Origin of the sequence: Streptomyces canus, assembly GCF_041435015.1 — a bacterium.
In the GTDB taxonomy this organism is placed as follows: domain Bacteria; phylum Actinomycetota; class Actinomycetes; order Streptomycetales; family Streptomycetaceae; genus Streptomyces; species Streptomyces canus_G.
The window spans coordinates 10,257,644-10,282,107 of the sequence record NZ_CP107989.1 but is presented as its reverse complement, the minus strand read 5'-3'; the positions used below and the strand labels follow the sequence as shown (position 1 = coordinate 10,282,107).

Below are 24,464 nucleotides of genomic sequence, written 5' to 3'. Positions count from 1 at the left end.
TCACGACTCGCCGGTGTGCTGCCTCGCTGCAGTTCTACGGTGGCCAGGCCGCCCTCGGCCCCTCCTCGACGGCAACGACGGTTCCCGAGCAGTTGAGGGTGTCGCCATAGAAGACCTGAGAGCGGAACCGAACGCCGAAGCGGTGCACGGTCGCGGCGCCGAGTAGGCCGGTTGCGTAAGTCGCCAGCAAGGCGGCCTGGAGCATCCCGTGGGCGATCACCGTCGGATACCCGGCGCTGCGGGCGAAGTCCTTGTCATGGTGCATCGGGTTGAAGTCGCCCGAGGCGTCGGCATAGCGCATGAAGTCGGTGAGGGCGAGAGGTCCGAACTCGCTCGCGCGAGTTCGATCCTGGCGGCGAGCTCCATCGTGGTCGCTGCTGCTCCCCCATCCTGGTGGCGCGTCCGATGAGCGTACGTCGGGCCTCCGCGGCCAAGCCCGTGACGCCCGACCCCGTGACACGCATGTGAGGAACCCGATGACGACCGAGGAAGGGACCCACGCCGCGAGGGGTACGGACGGGAGTCCCTGGCCCTCTTCCGCGGCCACGGCGTGGAGGCGGTCTCCCCGAGGAGATCCCGTCGCGTATCGGCGTCTCCCGGGCGACGGTCTACCAGTACGAGTACGGCACGATGGCGATCTTCTCCGAGCACATAAACGAGTGCCTGGCCGAGTTGGACGCCCTCGCCCGGCGGCTCGGCCCGCTCGACGAGGCCCGACGGTTTCGAGACCCCACGCTGGTGGCCGGGCGAGTGGGCGCGGATGCATGCGCGGTACTCGAGCATCATCACACGTTGGTCCGAGGTCATGGGCCCGGGCGGGCACACCGCGCGAGTCCGATCCTCCCTCGACTGCGTGCGCGGGCTCATCGCCGTGCGGCTCACCGAGGCCGGAGTCAACGCGGAGGAGACTGGGAACGTCGCGACCGTGATCGCCCCCATCGCCGCCCGCATCCTGATCTACTCGTCCTGCGGCCTCCTCGGACCGGCCAGTAGGCAGGGAGGCGGTCGACGGCCTCACGATCTGCCTGCACCTGCTCGTCTTCCCGCGCACTCACACCGAAGCGTTCGTCGACGTCACCATCGCGGGCGTCACTCCTGCCGCTCCACACCGTGCCGAGCCTGCCCGAGGTGGAGGCCCGGAGGCCTCAAGGGGCCACCTCGGCGGTCGACCGGCTCGTGGAGGCCGGTCGCGACGTCCTGTCACGCAAGGGGTACAACACCGCGACGGTCGATGACATCGCCGAGCGCGCGGGCCAATGCACGGGCCAACTTCTACAAATACTTCCCGCACAGGGGATGCGCTTGTCCTCGTCATCCTGGACCGCGCCGTGACGACCTCGCCCCAATCCTCCAACGCGCGGAGAACGCCCTCGCCGACGGCACCGACCCACGGTCCGCGACCGTCAGCGTCATGCGCGAACTGCTTTCCCCCGACACTGCTTTCCCTGGCACCGCCGCTATGCCGGTGCGCTGCGGGTCGGGCCGACCCCAAAGAGCCAAGTGACCACGCCGGCCGCCGCCCTCGCTCGGTACCTCTTCTCCAGCATCCTGGCGGCCCTTGCCTCACTCCTCACCGCCACGGACCGGGCTACCCGTTCAGCCCGACGGTGGGCGCGGCGCTGATGTTCGTGGGCATCAACCGTGGTGCCGAGATCCAGACCTGAGCGGACGAGGGCGTCCACAGCAGCGCGACGATGCCTTGGACATGATCGACGCCTTCGTCTACTGGGGCGTGCTGAACCTCAGGCACGGCCGGTGACCGTCAGCAGCAGGTCGCGGGGGGCGGGCAACTCGTCGCCGCGCCAGGTCACCATGCCGTCGGGGCGCACCAGCACCCTCGGTCGATCGTAGGCCGCGGCGACGGCCGGCTCGCTGACTCGGACGACCGTGAGCGGCACGCCGAGACCCGCCGCAGCTGCCTCCGCGCGACCGATGTCGGCCGACGCGGGCTCGTCGCCGAGAACGAGCAACGTGAAGGCGTCACGGTCGAGCAGGTCGATGGTGGCGGTGCCATCGGCGAACCGCACGAACGGGGCACGGTGCCCCGGGCGAGCGGTCTGCACATAGACGCTGGCATCGTCCGGAGTCGGAGGCGTCCCGTCACCGACGACGATCGGCGACTCGTCGTACCGATAGCCCATCGCCACCCCGAAGGAGTGCCACTCGGGCTGCAGGCGGGCGTTCATCTGGTCCCCCAGCGCCCTGCGCTGCTTCTCCCCCTCGGGCGAGTCCTCGAAGAGCCGGTCCCACTTGGCTTCCTCGACCCAGGCGCCGTAGTTGCGACTGGAGAAGTTGCCGTTGCGGATCGCCACCGGCCGACGCTCGGCGTTGTAGGCGTCGATCAGCGATCTGCCACCCCAGCCCTCGATGAGCGCCTGGAGCATCCACGCCAGGTCGCTGACGTCGCCGAGACCGGTATTGAGGCCGTGTCCGCCGGTGGGCGAAGTGGTATGGGCGGCGTCACCGGCGAGGAACAGCCGTCCTTGCGCGAAGCGCTCGGCCGTGTAGTGGCTGCGGCGCCACGGCATCACGCGGTGCAGAGTCCAGTCGCCCTCGTCGGTGCCAAGGGCACGGCGCATGGCTGCGTCGTAGTCGTTGCTGTCGGGCTGCTGGCGCTCGGTGAAGCCGACGAGCGTCATCCGCCATAGCTTCCGGCCGTCGACCGATGTGATGTTGGCCCAGGTCTTCCCGTCCTCGCCGACAAACATGAAGCGCTCGGCCCGGCCGTGAGGGTGCAGGTCCTCGAGCGCCTCGAACTCGATCATCGCGCTCACCGAGTAGTCGAGATCGTTGCCCTCGAAGGCGATGCCCGCTGCGCGGCGGACGGTGCTGCCGGCGCCGTCGCATCCGACGATGTACTTCGAGCGGACCGTTAGGTGCTCGCCGTCGGGGCCCTCGACGACCGACGTGACGCCCTCGGCGTCCTCGGACATCGAGCGCCAGACAGCGCCGTAGAGGACCTGCGTCATGCCGAGTTCGAGGACCTTGCCGGCCATCAGCGGGTCGAAAACGTACTGCGGGCAGCGCGCGGGGATCTCCCTCGTCTCGGGAAACGGTATGCGATCCTTCGCCGAGGGCAGCGGGTCGCGGCCGAGCACGAAGCCGTTGAGCGAGGTGACGTAGAGCGTGTCCCGGGGGTAGTCGAGCGGGAACCCGGCGTTGATGATGTCGTCGGCGACGCCCATCTTCCGGAAGTACTCGACGGTCCGCTCGTTGAAGGTCCCTGCCTTGGCGAGTAGCTCGAGTCCGGTCCCGGCGTCGGCCTCGACGAGGACGCACCGGACGCCCCGGAGCCCGAGGTCATACGCGAGGGTGAGGCCGACGGGCCCCCCGCCGACGATTATCACGGCTGTGTCTATGCGTTTGCTCATGACGGTTCCTCGCTAGATGATCGCGTCGGTCCGCAGCGCCTCGACCTCGTCGTCGCTGAGGCCCAGCAGGTCGCGGTAGACGTCAGCGTTGTGTTCGCCGAGCTCCGGACCGAGGGCCCGGACGGACCCCGGCGTCTCGGAGAGCTTCGGGAAGACGCCCTGCATCGGGAATTCGCCGAGCACGTCGTGTTTGAGCCGGACGATCGACTCACGTGCTTTGAAGTGCGGGTCCTCCAGCATGTCCTTGACGCGGTAGATGAGTCCGGCGGGGACACCAGCCTCGTGGAGCGCGTCGAGGAGGTGACCGGATTCCTGCGGACTGCTCCAAGCGGAGATGATCCGGTCCAGCTCCTCGGAGTTGGCACCGCGCGCGTCATGGGTGGCGAACCTCGGGTCCGCGGCAAGCTCGGGCTGGCCCATCACCTCGGTAAGCCGCTGAAAGATCGTGTCGCGGTTGCCGGCGATCAGCACCGACCCGTCGAGCGCCGGGTAGACGTTGCTCGGCGCGACGCCCGGGAGGATCGAGCCAGTCCGCTCGCGCTGGTAGCCGCCGACCTCCCAGTCGGGAACGAGCGCCTCCATCATCGCAAACACGGACTCGTAGAGGGATGCGTCGACGACCTGCCCGCGGCCGGTGTTCTGCCGGTGGTGGAGCGCGACGAGCGTGCCAAGGGCCGCGAAGGTGCCAGCGAGTTCGTCCCCGATCGAGACGCTCACTCGGGCCGGTGGCGTCGCCGGGACAAGTCCATCGCCGAAGCCGCGGAAACCCACCCCTAAGCACCGCTGTTCGCCACCATGCCGCGCATCGGCAAGGTCAGCCTCGGCCAGGTCATCGGCGAGATCGGTCCGATCCTGGAACGGGCCCAGTCCTGCGAACAGCTCATCGCCGAGGCCGGTGTCGTCCCGGTCACCCGTGCCTCCGGCAAGGCCCGCACGGTCTCCTTCCGCTTCGCGACCAACCGCAGAGCCCGCGTCGCCCTGACGACCTTCGCCGACAGCAGCCAGCACGGCAGCGACTGGGCCGCCAAGATCTACAACGACGCCCGAGCCCGCGAGAAGAGACACCCGCACGCCACCCACATCCTGGCCCGCGCCTGGCTGCGGGTGATGTGGGCCTGCTGGCGTACCGGAACCTGCTACGACCCCGCCATCCACCAAGCCAACAGCAAGATCAACACGGCCGCCGACACACCTCGTGCGGCATAGAGGTTGACTCAGGGAACTCACGCGGGGACTCCTGCTCTGGAGATGACCGGCGTCTGCCGGGAGTCTTCGGGCCGGAAGAATCCGGCACGACCGAGGAGGGCCGGGGGAGCCTTGTCCAGGAGCCCGCTCAGCCAGGTCGCCGTTTCGCAGACCGTCGCCGTGTCGATACCGGTGTCGATGCCGGAGCGATGGAAGCCGTAGGCGAGGGCCTCGGTGGCGATGTTGCCGGTGGCGTTCGGGGCGAACGGGCAGCCGCCGTATCCACCAGTGCTGGCATCGAGCGCTTCGATCCCGGCCTCGGCCGCGGCGAAAGCGTTGGCGTAGCCGGTGTTCCGGGTGTTGTGGAAGTGCGCGCGCAGCGGGATGCCGGGGGCGGCCTTGCGTACCCGCTCCACCAGGTCGCGGACCTGGGCCGGTACGCCGACTCCGATCGAGTCGTCCAGGGAGATCTCATCTCCACCGCGCCGCCGTCGTACGCCTCTCCCGCGAGGCGGGCGACCAGCTCGGGGTCGACCTCGCCCTCGAAAGGGCAGCCGAACGCGGCTGCGATCGCGACGGAAAGCGGAACGGCGCCGTTGGCCTCGGCGACGATCTGGCGCCAGCGCCCGACCATCTGCCCGATGGTGGCGCCCTGGTTGCGCTGGCTGAGGGTCTCGCTCGCGACAAGAACGACGTTCACCTCGTCCATTCCGGTCTCGATGGCGCGCGTGAGTCCACGGGGGTTGAGGACCAGGCCGCTGTAACTAGCACCGGGCACCCGCTCAGTTCGCGCCATGACCTCCTCGGCGGCCGCCATCTGCGGAACTGCCTTGGAGCTGACGAAGCTCACCGACTCGACCCGGCGAAGACCCGCCGCGGCGCTGCGGCGAATCAACTCGGCCTTGTCCTCCGGTGACAGCAGCGCCTTCTCGTTCTGGAGCCCATCGCGAGGTCCGACCTCGACGATCTCAACGTGCATCCCCCGCCCCTCTCGCTGTGTCACCGACGGTTCGCGTGCGGCCATGTCTCGAACCTGTCATCGTCAAGCCGTGACGTCGATGACGACGCGACCCTGGACCTGGCCCTGCAGGATCTGCGGCGCCAGTGACGGAAGCGCCGACATCGGCTCAACCCGGGACAACGATGCGAGCACATCGGGCTTGAGGTCGCGCGCCAAACGGCTCCAAGCAGCCTTACGCTTCGCCTGGGGGGCCATCACGGAGTCGACGCCGAGCAGCGCAACCCCGCGCAAGATGTGGGGCAGCACGGTCGCGCCGACTAGGTCACTGCCACCGGCCAGCCCGCAGGCGGCAGCGGCGCCGCCGTAAACGGTCTGCGACAGCGCGTTGACGAGGGTGACACCGCCGACGGTGTCGACTACCCCGGACCAGCACTCCTTCTGCAGCGGGCGCCCGGGCTCGAGGAGCTTGTTGCGGTCCACGATCGTCCCGGCTCCCAGCCCCGTGAGGAACTCGTGCGCGGAGGGGCGCCCGGTCGAAGCCGCCACGGGCACTCCGACCGCGGCAAGGAGTGCGACTGCGACCGACCCTACGCCTCCGGCCGCGCCGGTGACGAGCACATCGCCACCGGCCAGTGCGCCCCAGGCATCCAGTGCGTCGACGCACAGGGCTGAGGTGTAGCCGGCGGTGCCGATCGCCATCGCATCAAGGGTGCTGAACGGCTCGGGGATCTCGACGAGCCACTCGCTCTTGACCCGCTGATAGCGGGTGTAACCACCGGACTCGGTCTCCGACATGCCCCAGCCGTTGACGACGACCTTGGCGCCGACCCTCCACTGGGCATCTGTGGTCTCCACGATGGTGCCGGCCAGGTCGGCGCCGGCGATCAGGGGCGTGCGCCGCGCAATCTTCTGGGCGCCGGAGACGTTGAGGCCGTCCTTGAAGTTGAGCGAGGAGTACTCGACCTCGATCAGGGTGTCGTATTCGGGCAGGTCGGCGAGGCTGAGCTGGCGGAAGTCGCATACCCGCTTCCCGTCGGTCTCGTCGACGACCAATGCGGTGAAGGGTTCGTTCATTGCGGCGCCTTTCAGCGAAGTCGGGTGGGGGACGGAGGACAGAGGTCGAGCAGGCCGCGCTTGGCGACGAACTCGAGGGTCAGCTCGGTTGCCTGCTTGAGCAGTTCGGGGGTGCCCGCGTAGTAGTGGTCGACTCCCTGGACGACCTTGTACTCCTTGTCGGTGCTGGCGACCGCCTCGAAGACCTCATGGACGTGGGCCGCCGGGGCGCAGTCGTCGGCGCTGTTCTCGATGGTGAGGAACGGCACCGTGACGTCCTCGGCACACACCTCGGCCCTGGCGCGGGTGTCGTCGATGGACCACTGCGACAGCCACGAGCGCAGCGTGCAGAACCGCGCGACGCCGACCGGTCCGGTGTTAACCGTCTCGGGATCACCGGAGTAACACCACTCCGGCCGACGGTCGTTGGGCTCCAGGGTCGGGTCGAGCCAGCGCGGGTCGGCCTCGGTCCGGTGGACGACGAAGGCACCCTCGATCTCCTTGCCACCGCGGTTCTCGAGCATCTCGAGGCGCTCACGCACGGTCGCCGTGATACGGCGCATCCGGGACAGCTGGGCGGCACGGTACTCCGCGACGAAGTCTGCGCTGTAGGGCCGACTGGCCAGGTTCTCGGGCCGGTAGAGGTCCAGGTGCGGGTCGCGGTCCTCGGGGTTGAGCTCATCGCGCACCGAGGCGTCGAGGGACTCCAGCAGCACCCGCGCCCGGGAGGCGTGCGCGGCCTGGAAGACCACAGCGTCGGCGGGAATGAGCCCGGCACCGACGACATCGACCGGGTCGCCGTACGGCGTATCCACGATCGTGGGATTCTCGGCCTGCGACTGGTAGAACATCGACAACGAGCCACCACCGCTCCACCCGACCAGCACCACCTTCTCGTAGCCGAGCTGCTCCTTGGCGTAGCGGATCCAGGCGCCGAAGTCGAGCAGCGTCTTCTCGAAGATCAGGGCCGCGTCGTTCTTGAAATATCGGGTGCGTCCGCACAGCACGTGCACACCCGACTCGGCCAGGCTCCGCGGCACGGGCAGCACGTCCATCGGGGTGACCGGATGCATGAAGAAGAAGACGGTCTTCGAGGTGCCGGTGCGCGGCTTGAGCAACACGCCCTCGACGTGGACCATGCCCTGGCTGCCGGCGTAGCCGTACACCTCGTTGAAGGAGCGTTGCTCGGGGTAGTCGAGAGCGATGTACTGGTACTGCAAGTCCCCTTGGAGAACGTCGAGGATCACTGGTCTTCCTTCATACTCGTCGGAGTCGGCAGCCAGCTCCCGGTGAACTGGGAGTCGCGGGCCGCCTTGAGTCCGGTCACGCCCTCCGTGGCCAGAATGTCGGCGAAGCGCCGGCCATCAGGAGCTTCGGCGTAGCGGGCGTTCGAGACGGTCACCACGTCACGGGTACGCCCGGCCGCGCGGCCGTCGGCACGCCCCATGGCATCCGCGGTTGCGTTGACCGCGGCCTTGTTGAGGATCGCCGCTTCCCGGGGCGTCGCCGCGATCCGTGCGGCGAGGTCACCCGCCCGGACCGACAGCGCGTCGGGTGCGACCACGGCTAGGACGAGCCCGATCCGTTCGGCCACGGAGGCGCCGATCAGCTCTCCGGTGAGGATCAGGAACTTCGCCCACGCCGGCCCGATCAGCGGCACCAGCTCAGTGGCGCCCGGGTGGCCGATACGGCCCTCCACGAGACCGAAGCGGGCGTCCTCGGCCGCGACGACGAGGTCGAACTGGGCAAGCAAGCCCAGGCCCGCCCCCAGGCACAGGCCGTGCACGGCCGCGACGATCGGCTTGCGGACGGCTCGGATGCCGGCGTGGAACCGGTCGACCTCTGCAACCATCTCCGTGACGTCGTACGGTCTGTCGGTCGGCGGCGCCCCGGTCAGGTCACCGCCGGCACAGAACTCCCGGCCCTCCGCGCTCACGAGGATCGCCCCGACGGACGCGTCGGCGTCCGCACGCTGCAGGGCGGCAAGGATCTCGGCCCGGCTGCCGTCCGGGCCGAAGCCCAGGACGTTGAGCTTGTCGGGCCGGTTGAGGCGGACGTGGGCGACCCCGTCCTCGACGTGATACGCGACATGGGCGTAGCCGGAGTCGCTCTCAGAGCTGGTCAGGGCAGTCACCGCCCGCCTTCCCTCTTGATCTTCGCAGCGTCGTCCTTGCCATAGCCCAACTCGACGAGGACGTCCACGGTGTGCTCGCCCAGCTGCGGCGCGTGCCGGCGGAGGCCCGGAGGCGTCTTGGACCAGCCGACCGGACCGCGCACCGTGCGCAGCGGGCCCTCCGTGGGATGCTCCGTCGCCTGGAAGAAGCCGACCGCGTTCAGGTGCGGGTCGTCGAAAATCGATTCCAGGGTGTGCAGCGGCGTGGCCGGGATATCGGCCTTCTCGAACACCCCTAGCCACTCAGCGGTGGTCCTCGCGGCCAGCTGCTCGCGCACGAAGGCGTACGTGTGATCGGCGTGTGTGGTGCGAGCGCCAAAGTCGGCGAAGCGCGGGTCCTCGAGAAGGTCCGGCCGCCCGACGAGCTCCCCGAAGGACCGCCAGTGGTTGTCGGTGTAGATGATCGCGCATACGTAGCCGTCAGCCGTCTGGTAGGGGCGCCGTTCGGCGGTGAGTGTGCGCGGGTATCCAGGCGGACCCATGGGCGGCTCGAAGGCCATGCCGCCCATGTGGTCGCCGAGCACGAACTGGGCCATCGACTCGAACATCGGCACTTCGACGTGCTGGGCCTCCCCGCTCCGCTCGCGGTGGAACAGGGCGGTCATGATGGCGTGCGCAGCGTACAGACCCGTGCCGCGGTCGTTGAACGAAGTGGGCACATAGCCGGGCTCCGGCGAGCCCGTGCGGGCCAGCAGGGAGGGCACGGCGGTGAGGCCCTGGATGAGGTCCTCGTACGCTGGTCGGCCGGCATAGGGGCCGCCCTCGCCGAAACCGACGAGACTGACCGAGATGAGTTTGGGGTTGAGCTCGGCGAGGTCCTCGGGCCCCAGGCCGAGCCGGGCCATCGCCTGCGGGCGCACCGAATACATGAACACGTCGGCGCTGGCGAGGAGGTCGCGCATCGCCTCCATGTGCCGCTCGATCTTGAGGTCGAGCACAACACTGCGCTTGTTCCGGTTGAGCTGCAGGAATGTGCAGCCCATCTTGGGGTGCTGCATCGGCGGAATACTCCGTGTCGTGTCACCAGCCGGTGACTCGACCTTGATGACGTCAGCGCCGTGGTCGCCGAGTAGCTGGCTCGCCATCGGCCCCATCACCGTGGCGCTCATGTCGACGACGCGGATTCCTGCCAGCGCAGACTCCACCTGCTCCTCCAATTCATGCCGATCCCAGGCGGGACGTCCTCAGCGTAGGTGCGAATAGATGTCGATTGGGTGTCCGAGAGAGCGGTCCCGAAGTGGCATCCATTCGACAGGCACATCGGCCTACGGTTCCCCTTATGACAATGGCTCACAGTCACCGGACACTCGGCTCGGTGCTCAAGGAATTCGCCCACCTGCAGCCCAACGCGCCCTTCCTCGCTTACGAGCGAGGTCCCGGACTGGTCGAGACCACCACGTGGGGGCAGATGGCCGCGCGGGCGCTTTCCTCCGCCGAGCTGCTGTCCTCGCACGGCGTGCGGGCCGGCGACAAGGTAGGCGTCCACCTGACCAATTGTCCCGAGTTCTACGACGTGTGGTTCGGCGCCGCGCTCCTTGGCGCAGCCATCGTGCCCACCAATCCACTGCTCACCGCCGACGAACTGCGCTACGTGGTCGACCACGCGGGATGCGAAGTCGTCGTGACCCAGGCCGACTTGGCCGACACGACCCGCGCCGCCGGCGCCCGGACGATCATCGACGTCGAGCACGCGTGGCACGTCAGCGACACCTTCGCCGACTGGGACTCAGTCGACCTCCGTCGCACCGACGGCGGCACGCTCGCGGCCATCATGTACACCTCCGGCACTACCAGCCGCCCAAAGGGTGTCATGGTGACCCACGCGGCGTACCTGAACGCCGGAGACGTCGTCGCCGGTCACTTGCGGCTGCGTCGTTACGACCGCAACCTCATCGTCCTGCCGCTCTTCCACGGCAACGCGCAGTACTACTCGACCATGTCGGCCTTCGTCTCCGGAGCCTCTGTGGCGCTCACCCCCCGGTTCAGTGCCAGCCGATGGTCGGAGCAGGCGCTGGCCACCGGAGCGACGGTCGCCAGCCTTTTCGCCGCTCCGATCCGGATGCTGCTCGCTCAGTCGGTCTCCGATGCCGACCACATGCACCAGATGCGCGTCGTGATCTTCGCGCAGAACGTCTCCGCCGCCCAGGTCACGGAGTTCCAGAAGCGGTTCGGGGTCGATCTGCTTCAGCTCTACGGCATGACCGAGACGGTCTTCCCGCCCTTGATGAACCCGCTGCTCGGCACGCGGAACTCCCAGGCAATGGGCAGGCCGGTCGCCGGCGCACGCATTCGTCTGGTGGACGACCAGGGCAACGACGTCCCGCTCGGCACTCCCGGGCAGTTGCTCGTCGGCGCCAATCCCGGATTCGACGTGATGGCCGGCTACCTCGCCAACCCGGAGGCCACCGCGTCGACGCTCGTCGACGGATGGCTGCACACCGGAGACGTGGCCGCCACGGACTCCGACGGGTTCGTCATCTTCGTGGACCGGGCCAAGGACATGATCAAGCGGGCCGGCGAGAACGTCGCCTGCAGCGAGGTCGAGGCGGTGATCGATCAGCACCCCGCCGTCTTCGAGTCCGCCGCTGTCGGCGTTCCCGACGAGATGCGCGACGAGGCGCTGGTCGCGTTCGTCGTGCTCTGCCAGGGCGCAGAGGCGACCCCGGACGAGATCCTCGACTTCTGCCGCGAGCGGCTCGCGAAGTTCAAGGTCCCCGACAGCGTCAAACTGGTCCGCGAACTGCCGCGCACGCCCGTCGGCAAGATCCAGAAGCACCGGCTGAAGGGGAGCCTGCCGGCCTGACGGGCCGCACGGCTGAGGCAAGCAGAAGAGGGGCCCGCGGTGGCCCCTCTTCATTCGGCGGATCTCAGGCCGGGGTGTTGCCGTGCGATTCGTTCCGGTAGACCTGAATGAACTTCATCACCGCCTCGGCGACGTCCTCGTTCCGCTCCGCCGCCTTGTGCTTGACCTCGATCCAGGCCTTCAGCTCCTGCTGGGCCACGGCAGCGTTATCGTTCCACTTGGGGTCGAGGGGCGTGGTGATCTCCAGGCGCAGGTCGTTGACCGGGTCACGGAAGTAGATGCTGTAGACGATCTCGTGGTCGATCGGGCCGACCGTGGAGATGCCGTTGGCGTTCAGCCACTCCTTCCAGGCTTCGACGCGCTCCTTGCTGTCGACCTGCAGCGCCAGGTGGTCGAAGATGTCGTACGCGGGGTGGCCCTTGGGGTTGGCCTTGGGCAAGCCCGGCGCCTCGAAGAAGGCGATCGTCGAGCCGTCGCCTTGGCGGAAGAAGACGTGGAAGTAGGGGAAGTCATCGCCGGTGCTGGGCACCTTGTCGCCGATCACGCTGTCGACCAACGGCATTCCCATGATCTTCTCGTAGAACTCCACCGTCGCCTCGACGTCGTGGGTCACGTACGCCTGGTGGCTGAGCATGTCGGGCTGGCCTGGGTGCTGAAGGCTAGTGTTAGACATCACATGGCCCTTTCTCCGGAGAACGTCCTTGCGACTCCACACTCACACCATGGACGTGTCTCAAGGATGTCACTTGCCCGAGGCTTGAGTGATCCGGCTGCCACCTGCAGCAGGTCGTGAGCCAGCTGCCGGTCTGGGGCGGCCTGACCACCAGCAACGAAAGCGGCGAGAACCAAGGAATCCCGAGTGAACACCCGGACAGCGAGGTCCGGCGGACCATCGCGCCCTCCACGCCTCACCCGACGGCGACCCGGATCACGCGACCAAGGTGCGTCTGAGAAAAAGCACCAGTTGGGGTTCTCACTACCCAACTGGTCGTTCGGGGTGCCGGGGCGTCCGAAGTGCTGGGCGATGCGAGCGCCGGCCATGAACAGGGCGGTGGCTGTGGAGGCGATCTGCGGGCCGTTGTCCGAGACCGCGAGTATCACCGGTACCCGTTCGTCGTTGTCCGACACGACGCCGTGCGCGAGTTCGTCAAGCAGCGCCTCGTCGAGCAGGTGCTCCTTGCCCTCGGCGACGAGGGCGCGGGGTGAAGGCGACCTCGGCCTGTGTGGAGGACTCCTGCGCGGAGACCACGGTCGCCAGCCACTTGCTGGACACCACGTTGATAACTGCGACCGCGCAGCGTTTGCTCGCCCCGAAGTGCATGAAGTCGTAGATCCATATCACGCCGGGAACGAGCTTGGCCCACTCCGGGAACGGCCGCTTCTCGCGGCGCCCCCGCGTGGGGCGTTCGGGCAGGACGACGCCCTCGGCGAGCATCCCACAGCACCGTGGACTCGCTGACGTAGACCAGATCGAGCCGCGAACGGCGATGGGCCAGCGTGCGGTGGCTGCGGTCGACCTCGGCCCAGCTCTCGGCCAGCTTGACGATCGCGGCGCGCTCCCAGTCCAGCAACACGTGCAGCGGCACGGGCGTGCGCTGCCAGCGTGAGCAGCCCGGCCTTGACGCCTCCGTCCGCCCGCGGCGGGACCGGGCCGGCGGTCAGTCCCAAGGCGATCTTCCTTGCTGGTCCGGCTCATAACGACAACCATGCGCGCCGTATCCTGCGCGAAGACGTCAACGCTGCCAGCTCTGGTCACCGAGAGGCGATGCGATCAATGCCGGCCCGCAAGGACTCGGACTGCATCAGCATCGTCTGCGCGAGGCGATCGATGTCCCGGGCCGTTCGCCGATCCACCTCGGACGCCGCGTCGATCGCGAGCTTGGCCAGACCGAGCGCCTCGGCCGGCAACGCAGCCAGCTTGCGTGCGAACTCGTCAACATCGCGGTCGAAGGTCTCGGACGGGTACACGGCATGCACCAGTCCGATGTCCGTCGCAGCGGAGGCATCCACCAAGGCGCCCGTCATGACCAGCCACTTGGCCCAGTGGGCTCCGAGCAACCGCGTCAGCCGGCTTATCCCGCCGGAGCCTGGAATCACCGCCAGCTTTGCTACTTCCGGCAGGCGGAAACTGGCTGCCTCCGACGCCAGCCGGAAGTCACACGACGCCGACATTTCGACGCCGATGCCCATGCAGGGCCCGTTGGCAGCCATGATCACCGGCTTCTCGACCATCTCCAGCCGGTCGAACAGGTCGTGCCGAGCGTCTGCCCGGTACCTGCGCCGAAAGTCGTTTCCGCTCCGCGAGGCGTCGCCGCCTGGATCCACCGTCGCGCGGACCGTCGAGATGTCGAGACCGGCGGTGAAGTACCGGCCGCGGCCGCGGATGACCAGGACTCTGAGGTCAGCGCGCTGTTCGAGCTGGGTGACGGCAGCGTCGAGCGCATCGAACATCGCCGGCGTGATGGCGTTCAGCTTTGCGTCACGGCAGAACGTCACATTAATGATTCCTTCGGACTCCGAAACCTCGACGTCCGACGTTGAGGTGTCATCCACCACTACCTGTGCTCCTTCGTACGGGTGCCCTGCACCACTGGGGTCTCAGGCACTTCACACGTGCGCGGACGGGGAGGATCGAGCTCGATCGTTCCTGGCCGGCGCTGCGACGAGCGCCGGACGCATCGCAGTTTGGCGTCCTCTCAGGAATCATCTGCTCCTCCTCCAAGTCTCCCAATGAGTATGCCGTAAGTCTTACGGTACAACTATCGGGAAGGTCTGTCGCCACCCCAGAACTCCCTCGTGGACGCACAGTTTTCTCCCGGCCTGACCGAACGGGCCTTCGTCATCAGCGAGGCCGACAGCGACCTCTGCCCGGCCACTACGCCCCACCCCGCCCACCACTCGCGAGTTGATCGTTACGATGGTTCCGGTAGGGGCGACAGTAACGCGCACGAGAGGGGCTCGCCGACATGCCACCAAGGGCGGGGGGCAAAGAGGACTCGGGGTGGTGAGTTGACCCGTCGACCGCACGGCTCACTGAGCAGCGAAGAGATCATCAAGGGCGCCTTCGAGCTCGCGGAACTGGAGAGCGTCGACGAGATGAGCATGCCCGGGCTGGGGCGCCACCTGGGCGTGGGGGTCACCAGCATCTCCTGGTACTTCCGCAGCAAGGAGGAGCTCTTCGAGGCGCTCACCGAGGAGGCGGCACGGCGGCTCTACGAGCTCCTCCCGGAGTTCGAGGAGTACCCGTGGGACGAGCACCTGCGCGAGTACTTCCGCACCTTCCGCCGCATCTTCCTGGAGAACCCGGTCCTGTGCGACCTCATCATCCTGCGCTCGCCCATGCAGTCCGAGCAGGCAATGGTGAGATACATCGCCCGCCTCGACCGTGAGATCGGCGTGCTACGGAAGGCCGGCTTCTCGGCCGAGCAGGCGGCGCGCGCGTACATGACGCTGTCCGTCTACACCCGGGGCTGCGTCCTGCAGGAGCGGCTGCATGCCATGGCGGGCAAGCCACAGGACCGGGACACCTCCAACTCCTTCGAGATTTCCACGGCCCGCGGGGACCTCCCGGCCATGACCGAGGTGGCCAGGTACTTGAGCGACAGCTTCGCCACCGACGCGGACTTCGAAGCCGGCCTGTCCATCATCATCGACGGCCTCCGCGGCCGACTCACCGAGCACAAGGACGCCCGGCGGGGCGCGGGCCGATCCGCGGCCCAGGCCGACCGATAGACCGAGCGCTCAGGACAGCCGGACGGACCTGCGCGCGGTCAATCCTCGGCTGATCTAAGCACAGCGGGCACCCCCGGCAACCGCTCCCCGCGGCTGGCCCGCATCACGCGGGATGGCCGCGATCAACGGGCCGGCCGTCGGCGCCGGGCTGTGCGCCGCGCTCGCCTGCGACCTGCGCTATGCCGCCGCCACGCCCGGTTCAGCACTCCGTTCATCTACCTCGGCACGCACGGCGGCATGGCGGCGACCTGGCTGCTCCCGGAGGCCGTCGGTGTCACACGCGCCCGTGAGCTGCTCTACACCGGCCGGGAACTGCTGCCCGAGGAGGCGGTCGCGTGGGGACTGATCTCGGGAATCGCCGACGACGTCCTGGAGCACTCGCTGAAGTCGCGCAGCAGATCGCGAACGCCGCGCCGATCGCCACCCGCCTCACGAAGGCGGGACTGGAGCAGTCCGCGAACGGGTGGAGGCATCTCTGCACTGGGAGGCACTGGCGCAGCCCCTGACCTTGGACACGTCAGATGTCCATGAGGGAATTCAGGCCATCCGGGAACACCGGCCCCCGTATTTCACCGGGACGTAGGCCAGGGCTTCGGCAAAGTGGTCTGCCGAAGCCCTGGGCCGTACGCAACGCCCGGTCAGTTCCTTCACCCGGTCAGCGGCCCGTGAACCGGGGTTCGCGTCGCTCCATGAATGCCGCCATAGCCTCGTCGGCGTCCGCGCCGATGCCAATTCCCAGCAGGGTCACCTCCTGTTTTGCGACCTGGTCGAACGTGGCGTCTACCGCGTCGTTGATCTGGTTCTTGATGTGACCGACCCCAATGGTCGGCAACGCGGCGAGCCGCCGCGCGTAGTCTCCGGCGACAGCGAGCAGATCGCCGTGCGGCACGCACTTGTTCGCCGACCCCCACTCTGCGGCGCGTCGGCCGTCTGCAGGATCGCCGAACAGGGCCATCTCCTTGGCCCGGACCGGGCTCACCGACCGGGTCAGCAGGCAGGGGTGATGCGTTCTCAGGCCGTGCGTCGGAACATGGCTGTCGCGTGTTGGGGGCGTGACCGGTAGTGATCGGCTGCGGCGGCGATGTTGGTCCAGCTTGCTTGGCGCATGAGTCCGATGGCGAGGTTGCGCAGGGTGGCCATGGCGCGGGGTGCGGTGTCGGTGCGTACTCGCGAGGCGTCCTCGCTGAACGTCACGTCTCTGACGTGGTGCAGGGCCTCAACTGACCAGTGATTCTGTTCGAGTTCGGCGAGTTGTGCCGGGCCGGCCTGTTCGGGCGGGAGGCTGGTGACCGCGTAGACGGTCTTCGTCTCGACCTTGCCGGTCTTGCGGCTGGTGCGGCGGCGCTTGATCTCCATGGCCTGGACGGCGTGCGGGAAGAGCAGGCCGGGCTGGACGGTGCAGACCTTCAGACGGCGGACCTCGCGGCGGCCGTGGCCGGCCCCGGTGGTGCGGTTCTGCAGGGGCTTGTGGGATCCATGTCGCGGCAGAGGACGTCCCGCGCTTCGGCCGGGCCGGAAGTACAGCAGGGCGGCGAGCTGTGCCATTCGCGGGCCGTGGCCGGTGCTGTCCACGCCCGTCACCTCGACCGGGCCCAGGACCCGGATCTCGGGCGGGTGCAGGTCGTGAGCCTCGCGCGCATCCGCCTTCGGCACGGTGCGTTCCTCGACGGCGTCCTCGCGGTCGTCGGCCTGGGCAGTGTCTTCGTCCGGGGTGGTTCCCGCGGCCCGGGCGGCCGCCGGGGATGCCGGGCAACAGTGCGTGGAGCAACCGTCCGGCCGGGGGACCATGTGCTTGCGGATGCCGACGGCGTCGCCGCGCCTCTGACGCGGCTGAGCGCACGCTCGCTGCTGCTCGCATCAGGCGATACACCGAGCGCGCGTCCTTCGCGGGCTCAACGCAGGAGAGTCGACCCACGAGATTTTTCGGGATTGGGCGCGCCCGCATACCGACGCGACGAACTGGTTCGGCACTCGCGCCGTAGCCGTGGCTGACCTTATGGTCGGCGGGCCTCCTGAGCAGCGATCCACGACTGGAGAAGTGTCGGTGCCGATCGGGGGTCGAGTCCCGTCAGGTCCCGCCACCGGCCCAAGCGGTAAGTGAGCGTGTTCGCGTGCATGTTGAGCGCCTTCGCCGTGGCCGCCAACGAGAGCGAGTTCTCCCAGTGAGCGATGACGGCATCGGCGAGGTGGGGGTGCTCGCGAGCGACCGCGACGAGGTCGGCCACGAGGGGCACGAGGCGGTCGCGGTGCGCCGCGACACACGCGAGAACCCAGTTGTCCGAGAAGTCACTGACCCGCCGCGGCGCGGTGGCAGCGTCCAACGCCAGCCGTGCATCTTCAAGACTCGCGGCGGCGCCCTCCAGTCCCTGGCGGAGCATCCCGATGCCCCACCGGCCCTCCCGATGACTTTCCGCGTAGGTGCGAACAGCGGTCGACGATGATTCATCGGCGAGTACGACGAGGTGAGCTCCTCGCGCGGCACAGATGATCTGGGCACCGAGTCCGGTGATGCTGCGTTGCAGCTCGAAGGACACCTCGGCGTTGGATCGTGGCGGCGCCCACACGAGCACCTGCCAGCTCGCGGTGGCCGGCATGCGCAGCGTCTCCGCGATGGCGCGGACTTCGTCGTCGACCACACCATTGGTGAGCCTCTCGACGAGGCGGTGGATCAGGGTGATTCTGTGCCCTTGGAGGCTCTGCGTCACCTCGGAGTGGGCCGCTGTGAGTGCTGACGAGAGCACGTGCAGCGAATCCATCATCCGGCTGGCGAGCCGTGGCAGCTCGGGGGCGCTCGCTTCGTCGGAAGCGCGCACGAGAGCATTCCAGACCTCGCTGTCACCGATGTGATAGGCGTCGATCAGGCTTGAGATCTGTACGTGCTGCCGCGCGCGAGCCCTCGCTAGCCGTGCGGCGGACTCAAGGTCCGCATTTTCAGGTGGTCGGTCGTACCGCACCGCCTCGAGGCGACGGCGGAGCTGCTCGTGAACAGCCTCCCAGTGCTCGTTTTCCGCGACAACAAGGTATTCGGGCAGCTCGTGTCGGATCCGTCTAACCGCCTTGGAGACCACCGCGTCCAGGTCGTCCCGCACTCGGGAGCACAGCGCCTGCACCTCCGCCCGGGAACCGGAGCCAAAATGGGGAATCTCACCAACCTGCATGCCGAAACAATACGGGCTTCGTCGGTTCTGCCGTAGCTTCCGCCGAGTGGCGTTCTCGACAATATGGGTGAGATCCCGAAGTGCGGCAGGTTTGCCGCTGTCTCCCGCGCTGCTTGTCGGGCAGCGCCGGAGCCTGAGCAGTCAGGAACTGACATGACGGTCGCCATGCACGATCGCGCCGCGCCGGACCCGGCGGCGTACCGACTCGAAGACCGCTACGAGGTCGGGGGCGGACGCTCACTCCTGACCGGCGTGCAGGCGATCGCGCGAGCCCTGATCGAGCTCCGCGCGCGCGAAGCGGCTCGCGGTCGAGATGTCGCAGTCTTCGTCTCCGGGTACCAGGGCTCCCCGCTAGGCGGCCTCGACAGTCTGCTCGAGTCCATCCCGCGCCTGCGTGAGAACCACCGCATCCACCTCACCCCCGGGGTCAACGAGGAACTGGCGGCGACGTCGGTCTGGGGTACGCAGCTGCCGCTCCCCGACGACAAGAGGACGGTCGATGGGGTCGTGGGTGTCTGGTACGGGAAGGGGCCAGGCCTTGACCGCGCCTCTGACGCCATCCGTCACGCCAACATGTACGGGACTGACCCCGGCGGCGGGGTGGTGGCCTTCGTGGGTGACGACCCGTCGTCGAAGTCTTCCACGCTCCCGTACGCCAGCGACGCGACCCTGGCGGCGTTGAACATGCCGTTCTTCACCCCGCGCAACGCCGAGGAGGTCATCCTGCACACGCTCGCGGCTGTCGAGCTGTCACGGTTCTCAGGATGCTGGGTCGGAGTCAAGGTGTTGAGCGACGTCGCAGATGGCATGTGGACGGTTGCACGGGACTTCCAGTCACTGGAGTTCGAGCGACCGCTTGTCGAATGGGAGGGACGTCCTTGGACTTACGCCCAACGACCGGTGCGCACCCCATCCGAGAGTCTTCGGGTTGAATCGGACCTCGTCGGGCCACGTTGGGCTGCGGTCGAGTCGTTCCTGGCGGCCAACGACCTGGACACCGTGCGGCCCGCAGCCACCCCCGCAGTCCTCGGCATCATGGGCAGTGGGACGGCAATCGACGCTGCCGTGCAGGCCTTCCGTGACCTTGGTGTCGACCATGAGGCGCTGTCCCGCGGGGGAATCCGCCTGATGGACGTTGCCGCACCGTACCCACTCACCCGAGAACGGGTCGCGGCATTCGCCGACGGCCTCGAGAAGATCCTGGTGGTCGAGGAAAAGGGTCCGGTGATCGAGCGGCAGGTCAAGGATCTCCTGTACCCGCACCCTGACCGCCCGGCGATTGTTGGGAAGCGGGACGAGTCGGGAGCTGTGCTGGTTCCTGCCGACGGAGAGCTCGTCGCCGAGCGGCTGTACGGACCTGTGCGTCGCTTCGTCGGCGACAGGGTCCAGTTCACCTCGAGGCCGGCGCGTCGTGTCACCCTCGACCTTCTCAGCGTGCAGCGCACTCCCTATTTCTGCTCGGGCTGTCCGCACAACACCTCGACCGTGGTCCCTGACGGCTCCGTGGCAGGAGGCGGAATCGGCTGCCACACCCTCGCGTCGGTGTCCTCACGGCAGGACTCGGCAATCACGGGATGGACCCAGATGGGTGGCGAGGGCGCCCAGTGGATCGGTCAAGCGGCATGGAGCTCGCACCGTCACATCTTCCAGAATGTCGGGGACGGTACCTTCTTCCACTCGGGCCAGCTCGCTGTACAGGCGGCCATCGCCGCAGGCGTCAACATCACGTACAAGGTTCTGTACAACTCAGCCGTCGCCATGACCGGCGCCCAGGACCCGCAGGCAGCACTACCAGTGCCGGCGCTCGCCCGGAAACTCCTCGCCGAAGGGGTAACCCGAATTATCGTGTGTGCCGACGAGCCGGAGCGCTACCGGAGGATCCGCATGCCTCGCGGCTCGGTCGTGTGGCCGCGTGAGCGACTCGACGAGGCGCAGCGCCTCCTCCGGGACGTCGAGGGCGTAACGGTCCTGGTCTACGACCAGCAGTGCGCCGCAAACGCCCGCCGGATGCGAAAGCGAGGCAAACTCGAGCCGCGTCCGACCCGCGTCGTGATCAACCCTGAGGTCTGTGAGGGGTGCGGGGACTGCGGGGTCAAGAGCAACTGTCTCTCCGTGCAGCCCGTCGAGACCGAGCTCGGCCGCAAGACCCACATTGAACAGACCAGCTGCAACTCCGACTACAGCTGCCTGCACGGAGACTGTCCGAGCTTCGTCACCGTGACGGACGCGCCGGCCCCCACTAAGAGGCGATCGAAGCGGACAGTTCCTACGGCGCCGAAGGTGCCGGACCTGGACGTCGAGTTGACTGACTCGAACGTTTTCATGGCTGGGATCGGCGGGACCGGGATCGTTACCGTCAACCAGGTGATCGCCACAGCGGCGATGAGCGCGGGCTACGAGGTCAGGGGCTTGGACCAGACTGGCTTGAGCCAGAAGGCCGGACCGGTCGTGTCGCACCTCCGTCTGGTGGTGGACGCCGACGCCCCCGCGAACCGCGTCAGCGAGCAGGCGGCCGACCTCTATCTGGCCTTCGACCTGCTCGTGGCGGCCGACGCGAAGAACGCAGCGCGCACCGGAACCGAAAAGACCACGGTGATCGCCTCCACCAGTGCGACGCCTACAGGTGACATGGTCGCCGACGCGTCCATCACCTACCCAGACACCGATCTGCTGCTCGAGCGCCTCCGCGGCGGCTCGAAGCGGGTCGTCGACTTCGACGCGCTGGCCCTGGCCGAGGAGCTCTTCGGTTCGACCCAGACAGCGAACCTGTTGCTGGTCGGGGCCGCGTACCAGGCAGGCAGCCTGCCGATCCCGGCCCAGGCCATCGAGGCCGCCATCACCCTCAATGGCGTGGCTGTGGACACCAACATCGCCGCGTTTCGGTGGGGACGTGCGATCGTCGCTGATCCTGGGTCGCTGCCGACTCGTGCGGAGACCGCGAAGAAAGACCCCTCGTCCCGGACCCAGGAAGCTCTCGCGGCGTCGGGGATCGGGGGCGAGACCCTTCGGATCACCACGGACCGGGCGGCCCGGCTCGAGTCCTACCAGGGCACTGCCCTAGCCCGCTCGTACGTCGGCGTCGTCGCGCGGGCATGGAGCGCCGAACGGGCGGTGGGAGTCGCCACGGCCTTCAGCGAGCAGGTCGCGCGCAACTTCTACAAGCTCGCCGCCTACAAGGACGAGTACGAAGTCGCGCGGCTCCTGACGGCGCCGGACGCGCTGGCCGCCGTTCATGCCGAGGCTGGACCTGGGAAACTCCGGTTCAACCTGCACCCTCCGACCCTGCGCGCCCTCGGCTTGGGCAAGAAGATCCAGCTCGGTCCCTGGTTCCACCCAGTGATGCGGCTGCTCGCGACACTCAAGTTCGTCCGGGGCCACTGGTTCGACCCTTTCGGTCACACCGCTGTACGACGACTTGAGAGGAGGCTGGTGAGCGAATACGCGGCAGTGGTGCAGGAGTTGACCACGTCGCTCTCGCCGACCACCTACGAGATCTCGACCCGGATCGCGGCCCTGCCGGACACGGTGCGGGGTTATGAGGACGTCAAGGTCAAGAACGCCGAGGCCTACGAGTTCGAGCTCCGCGCACTCCGAGCCGAGCGGCAGGGGCTGGCCTCGTGACCGCGCGAGATCTCACCAGCCACGATGCGAACTCGTCCGTGCTCGAGGCCATGAGCGATGCCGACAGCCCTCACGAGCAGGTCATCTACTGCAACGACCCGGAGTCGGGGCTGAGGGCGATCATCGCCATCCACTCGCTCGCGTTGGGGCCTGCGGTCGGGGGCTGTCGCTTCCTGCCGTACGACGACGAAGCGAGTGCGCTGGCCGACGTCCTCCGGCTATCGCGTGGGATGACCTACAAGGCGGCCGCTGCCGGGCTCGACACGGGCGGGGCCAAGGCCGTCATAATCGGCGACCCCAGTCGCGACAAGACCCCGAAGTTGCTCGAGGCGTTCGGCAGGTTCGTCGACCGCCTCGGAGGCAGCTACTCCACCGCGGGCGACGTCGGCACCGACTCCGACGACATGGACATCATCGGCCGCGCCACCCGCCACGTCGCCTTCCGCAACACCGGCCGCGGTGGATCCGGTGACAGCGGCAGCAACACAGCGCTCGGGGTCTTCCAGGGCATTCTCGCCGCGGCTGAGCACCGGTGGGGTTCGCCCGAGCTCCGTGGCCGACACGTCGGCGTCGAGGGGCTGGGAAAGGTCGGCTTCCAGCTGGCCGTGATGCTGCACGAGGCGGGCGCCAAGGTGACGGCAGCGGACCCGTCCGAGTTGGCCCGCGCCAAGGCGACATCGGCTGTTCCCGATCTGCGGATCGTCGAGTCCGTCCGTGAGCTGCGGACGGACGTGTACGCGCCCTGCGGCTGGGCGGCGCCCTCGACCACGACCTCGCCAGGCGAATCGAGGCCGAGATCGTCTGCGGAGGCGCGAACAGCCAGTTGGCCTCGTCTGACGTGGCGGAGGTCCTTCTCCGGGCCGGAGTGACCTGGGTCCCTGACTTCGTCGCGAACGTGGGTGGACTGATCCAGGCGGTGGCTGAGCTGCGTGGGGAGATTCCTGCTTCGGCGCGGGAGCGCGTGCTCGGAGTCCGAGCAACGGTGCTCGACATCCTGGAGGACGCCGGCGCAGCCGGGTCCACCACGCTCCATGCCGCCGAGGTCAGGGTTGAGCGACGTCTCGCTGCTGCCCGCTCTCACCGGAGCGCCGTCTAATGCGCCGGATCGGCGTCGTCGGAGGTGGCCTGATGGGCGCGGGCATCGCCGAGGTGGGCGCTCGCGCCGGACTCGACGTGATTCTCGTCGAGTCCACCACGCAAGCGGCGACGTCCGCGCGGTCTCGCATCGATACCTCGCTTCAAGGTGCCGAGGCGAAGGGCAAGCTGGGCCAGGGCGAGACGGCGCACCAGGTGCTGGATCGGATCTGCCGTGGCCACGGATCTCGGCGCCCTGGAGGATCGTGATCTCGTTGTCGAGGCCATCACAGAGGACGAACGGGCCGAGACCGTCCTTTTCGGTAAGCTGGACAGGATCGTCTCGACGCCTGACGCAATCCTCGCGTCGAACACATCGTCGATACCGATCATGAAACTGGGCGTCGCGACTCAGCGGCCTGAGCACGTTGTCGGCATCCACTTCTTCAATCCGGTCCCAGTGCTGCCGCTCGTCGAACTCGTCCCCTCACTGCTCACCGCGCCCGACACCGTGCGGCGATCCCGAGCCTTCGTCGAGGACCAGCTCGGCAAGCAAGCGATCGACTGTCAGGACCGCGCAGGCTTCATCGTGAACGCGCTGTTGACCCCCTTCATCCTCTCCGCCATCCGGATGTGCGAGTCGGGCTTCGCGCCGCCCCGAGGACATCGACCGAGGACTCGTCCTCGGGGCGCCGCACCCACAGGGCCCGCTGGCGCTCGCGGACCTCATTGGGTTGGACACGACGAAGGCCGTGGCCGACTCGCTCTACGACGAGTTCAAGGAGCCGCTTTACGCGGCGCCGCCGCTGCTTCAGCGGATGGTGGACGCCGGCCTCCTCGGACGTAAGGCGGGACGAGGCTTCTACAGCTACGAAGGGAGTCCGCGATGAAGCGTGTGAACACCGCCTGCGATGTGAGCGACGTACAGTCCGACGCGGCGGGACGCGAACCCACCATTGGGCCGCTGACTCCAGAGGAGTGGCGTGCGGCGATCCTCAGCACGGTTGAGACGGACTGAGCCGTGGACAGTTCACTGACATCGTTCACCTTGTCCGAGGAGCACCCGGCGGCGGCCCCGGACCCGGCGGGGATCGGGTATCCGCCCCAGAACCTCGGCCAGAGAGGTGAACTGCTGCGGACCCGGGCAGGCGGAGTCGATGTCCTCGCAGTGGCGCTGCAGGACACCGATCAGGGAGGATGGCACGCGAACGCGACCCCTGTTCGTGATCAAAGGCTTCGACACCCTTGATCATCAGGGGTCGCGTCTCTCGTTGCCGAACCGGGCGAACCGCACGCAGCGGCGCGTACGCAGGCGATCAGCTCATCTCGCCCG

General features: G+C 68.0%; 22 protein-coding genes and 2 pseudogenes. 9 read left to right on the top strand and 15 right to left on the bottom strand.

Annotated elements, in window-relative coordinates:
- Nucleotides 1-34: 34 nt before the first annotated feature.
- The gene (locus OG841_RS46875) at nucleotides 35-766 is read right to left on the bottom strand and encodes a MaoC/PaaZ C-terminal domain-containing protein (RefSeq protein WP_328635752.1); all 732 of its coding nucleotides are present in this window, start codon (nucleotides 764-766) and stop codon (nucleotides 35-37) included.
- A gap of 344 nt (nucleotides 767-1,110) precedes the next feature.
- Here OG841_RS46875 and OG841_RS46870 point away from each other — a divergent pair, with 344 nt between their 5' ends.
- Nucleotides 1,111-1,332, top strand: coding sequence for a TetR/AcrR family transcriptional regulator (locus OG841_RS46870; protein WP_371570417.1), 222 nt, complete (start codon nucleotides 1,111-1,113; stop codon nucleotides 1,330-1,332).
- A 410-nt stretch (nucleotides 1,333-1,742) separates the two neighbouring features.
- Here the strand turns inward: OG841_RS46870 and OG841_RS46865 are convergent, their stop codons facing one another.
- Together OG841_RS46865 and OG841_RS46860 are read right to left on the bottom strand one after the other, a co-directional pair.
- The gene (locus OG841_RS46865) at nucleotides 1,743-3,371 is read right to left on the bottom strand and encodes an FAD-dependent monooxygenase (RefSeq protein ID WP_328635753.1); all 1,629 of its coding nucleotides are present in this window, start codon (nucleotides 3,369-3,371) and stop codon (nucleotides 1,743-1,745) included.
- A gap of 12 nt (nucleotides 3,372-3,383) precedes the next feature.
- The gene (locus OG841_RS46860; RefSeq protein ID WP_365121477.1) at nucleotides 3,384-4,142 is read right to left on the bottom strand and encodes a CaiB/BaiF CoA transferase family protein; all 759 of its coding nucleotides are present in this window, start codon (nucleotides 4,140-4,142) and stop codon (nucleotides 3,384-3,386) included.
- Nucleotides 4,143-4,166: 24 nt separating this feature from the next.
- On the opposite strand from OG841_RS46860, the gene OG841_RS46855 reads away from it, so the two are divergent.
- Nucleotides 4,167-4,577, top strand: a complete 411-nt coding sequence (locus tag OG841_RS46855; protein WP_371570410.1) for a transposase — start codon at nucleotides 4,167-4,169, stop codon at nucleotides 4,575-4,577.
- Nucleotides 4,578-4,594: 17 nt separating this feature from the next.
- Here the strand turns inward: OG841_RS46855 and OG841_RS46850 are convergent, their stop codons facing one another.
- The 6 genes and pseudogenes from OG841_RS46850 to OG841_RS46825 form a co-directional block, all read right to left on the bottom strand.
- The gene (locus OG841_RS46850) at nucleotides 4,595-5,026 is read right to left on the bottom strand and encodes a hypothetical protein (RefSeq protein WP_371571033.1); all 432 of its coding nucleotides are present in this window, start codon (nucleotides 5,024-5,026) and stop codon (nucleotides 4,595-4,597) included.
- A 29-nt stretch (nucleotides 5,027-5,055) separates the two neighbouring features.
- Nucleotides 5,056-5,535 (bottom strand): annotated as a pseudogene (locus OG841_RS46845) (hydroxymethylglutaryl-CoA lyase); the annotation flags it as partial.
- A gap of 63 nt (nucleotides 5,536-5,598) precedes the next feature.
- Nucleotides 5,599-6,591 carry an MDR family oxidoreductase gene (locus tag OG841_RS46840; protein ID WP_328974861.1) on the bottom strand — a complete coding sequence of 331 codons (993 nt, stop codon included), beginning with the start codon at nucleotides 6,589-6,591 and terminating at the stop codon, nucleotides 5,599-5,601.
- 11 nt (nucleotides 6,592-6,602) lie between these two features.
- The gene (locus OG841_RS46835) at nucleotides 6,603-7,817 is read right to left on the bottom strand and encodes a hypothetical protein (protein WP_328635758.1); all 1,215 of its coding nucleotides are present in this window, start codon (nucleotides 7,815-7,817) and stop codon (nucleotides 6,603-6,605) included.
- A complete protein-coding gene (locus OG841_RS46830; protein WP_371570407.1) occupies nucleotides 7,814-8,704 on the bottom strand; it encodes an enoyl-CoA hydratase/isomerase family protein in 891 nt (296 codons plus the stop codon). Before OG841_RS46830 ends, OG841_RS46835 begins: the two co-directional genes overlap by 4 nt.
- On the bottom strand, nucleotides 8,701-9,900 hold the full coding sequence (locus tag OG841_RS46825) for a CaiB/BaiF CoA transferase family protein (protein WP_365121481.1): 1,200 nt from the start codon (nucleotides 9,898-9,900) through the stop codon (nucleotides 8,701-8,703). The genes OG841_RS46830 and OG841_RS46825 overlap by 4 nt, the downstream gene beginning before the upstream one ends.
- Nucleotides 9,901-10,022: 122 nt before the next feature.
- Here OG841_RS46825 and OG841_RS46820 point away from each other — a divergent pair, with 122 nt between their 5' ends.
- Nucleotides 10,023-11,546, top strand: coding sequence for an AMP-binding protein (locus OG841_RS46820; RefSeq protein ID WP_365121483.1), 1,524 nt, complete (start codon nucleotides 10,023-10,025; stop codon nucleotides 11,544-11,546).
- 64 nt (nucleotides 11,547-11,610) lie between these two features.
- On the opposite strand, the gene OG841_RS46815 is transcribed toward OG841_RS46820, so the two are convergent.
- The 3 genes from OG841_RS46815 to OG841_RS46805 form a co-directional block, all read right to left on the bottom strand.
- Nucleotides 11,611-12,219 (bottom strand): VOC family protein, encoded by a 609-nt coding sequence (locus OG841_RS46815; protein ID WP_329225549.1) that lies wholly within the window; start codon nucleotides 12,217-12,219, stop codon nucleotides 11,611-11,613.
- Between the two features lie 474 nt (nucleotides 12,220-12,693).
- Nucleotides 12,694-12,981, bottom strand: coding sequence for a hypothetical protein (locus tag OG841_RS46810; RefSeq protein ID WP_328635763.1), 288 nt, complete (start codon nucleotides 12,979-12,981; stop codon nucleotides 12,694-12,696).
- A gap of 317 nt (nucleotides 12,982-13,298) precedes the next feature.
- On the bottom strand, nucleotides 13,299-14,102 hold the full coding sequence (locus OG841_RS46805; RefSeq protein WP_328635764.1) for an enoyl-CoA hydratase/isomerase family protein: 804 nt from the start codon (nucleotides 14,100-14,102) through the stop codon (nucleotides 13,299-13,301).
- Nucleotides 14,103-14,555: 453 nt separating this feature from the next.
- Between OG841_RS46805 and OG841_RS46800 the strand changes: the two genes are divergently transcribed.
- Both OG841_RS46800 and OG841_RS46795 read left to right on the top strand, forming a co-directional pair.
- Nucleotides 14,556-15,278, top strand: a complete 723-nt coding sequence (locus OG841_RS46800; protein WP_328635765.1) for a TetR/AcrR family transcriptional regulator C-terminal domain-containing protein — start codon at nucleotides 14,556-14,558, stop codon at nucleotides 15,276-15,278.
- Nucleotides 15,279-15,515: 237 nt separating this feature from the next.
- Nucleotides 15,516-15,809 carry a hypothetical protein gene (locus tag OG841_RS46795; RefSeq protein WP_365121488.1) on the top strand — a complete coding sequence of 98 codons (294 nt, stop codon included), beginning with the start codon at nucleotides 15,516-15,518 and terminating at the stop codon, nucleotides 15,807-15,809.
- A 124-nt stretch (nucleotides 15,810-15,933) separates the two neighbouring features.
- On the opposite strand, the gene OG841_RS46790 is transcribed toward OG841_RS46795, so the two are convergent.
- From OG841_RS46790 to OG841_RS46780, 3 genes are all read right to left on the bottom strand, one after another.
- Nucleotides 15,934-16,269, bottom strand: coding sequence for an enoyl-CoA hydratase/isomerase family protein (locus OG841_RS46790; protein ID WP_371571030.1), 336 nt, complete (start codon nucleotides 16,267-16,269; stop codon nucleotides 15,934-15,936).
- A gap of 20 nt (nucleotides 16,270-16,289) precedes the next feature.
- Entirely contained in the window at nucleotides 16,290-17,066 is a 777-nt protein-coding gene (locus OG841_RS46785) for a hypothetical protein (RefSeq protein ID WP_328643772.1), read from the bottom strand.
- A gap of 206 nt (nucleotides 17,067-17,272) precedes the next feature.
- Nucleotides 17,273-18,436, bottom strand: a complete 1,164-nt coding sequence (locus OG841_RS46780; protein ID WP_328635766.1) for a PucR family transcriptional regulator — start codon at nucleotides 18,434-18,436, stop codon at nucleotides 17,273-17,275.
- A gap of 153 nt (nucleotides 18,437-18,589) precedes the next feature.
- Between OG841_RS46780 and OG841_RS46775 the strand changes: the two genes are divergently transcribed.
- From OG841_RS46775 to OG841_RS46760, 4 genes and pseudogenes are all read left to right on the top strand, one after another.
- Nucleotides 18,590-22,057: an indolepyruvate ferredoxin oxidoreductase family protein gene (locus tag OG841_RS46775; RefSeq protein WP_371570399.1), complete on the top strand. Its 3,468-nt coding sequence runs from the start codon at nucleotides 18,590-18,592 to the stop codon at nucleotides 22,055-22,057.
- Nucleotides 22,054-22,926: a Glu/Leu/Phe/Val dehydrogenase dimerization domain-containing protein gene (locus OG841_RS46770; protein WP_371570396.1), complete on the top strand. Its 873-nt coding sequence runs from the start codon at nucleotides 22,054-22,056 to the stop codon at nucleotides 22,924-22,926. The genes OG841_RS46775 and OG841_RS46770 overlap by 4 nt, the downstream gene beginning before the upstream one ends.
- Nucleotides 22,842-23,153, top strand: a complete 312-nt coding sequence (locus tag OG841_RS46765) for a hypothetical protein (protein ID WP_371571027.1) — start codon at nucleotides 22,842-22,844, stop codon at nucleotides 23,151-23,153. The genes OG841_RS46770 and OG841_RS46765 overlap by 85 nt, the downstream gene beginning before the upstream one ends.
- A pseudogene (locus tag OG841_RS46760) lies at nucleotides 23,153-24,021 on the top strand (3-hydroxybutyryl-CoA dehydrogenase). Before OG841_RS46765 ends, OG841_RS46760 begins: the two are co-directional and overlap by 1 nt.
- The last annotated feature ends 443 nt before the right edge of the window (nucleotides 24,022-24,464 follow it).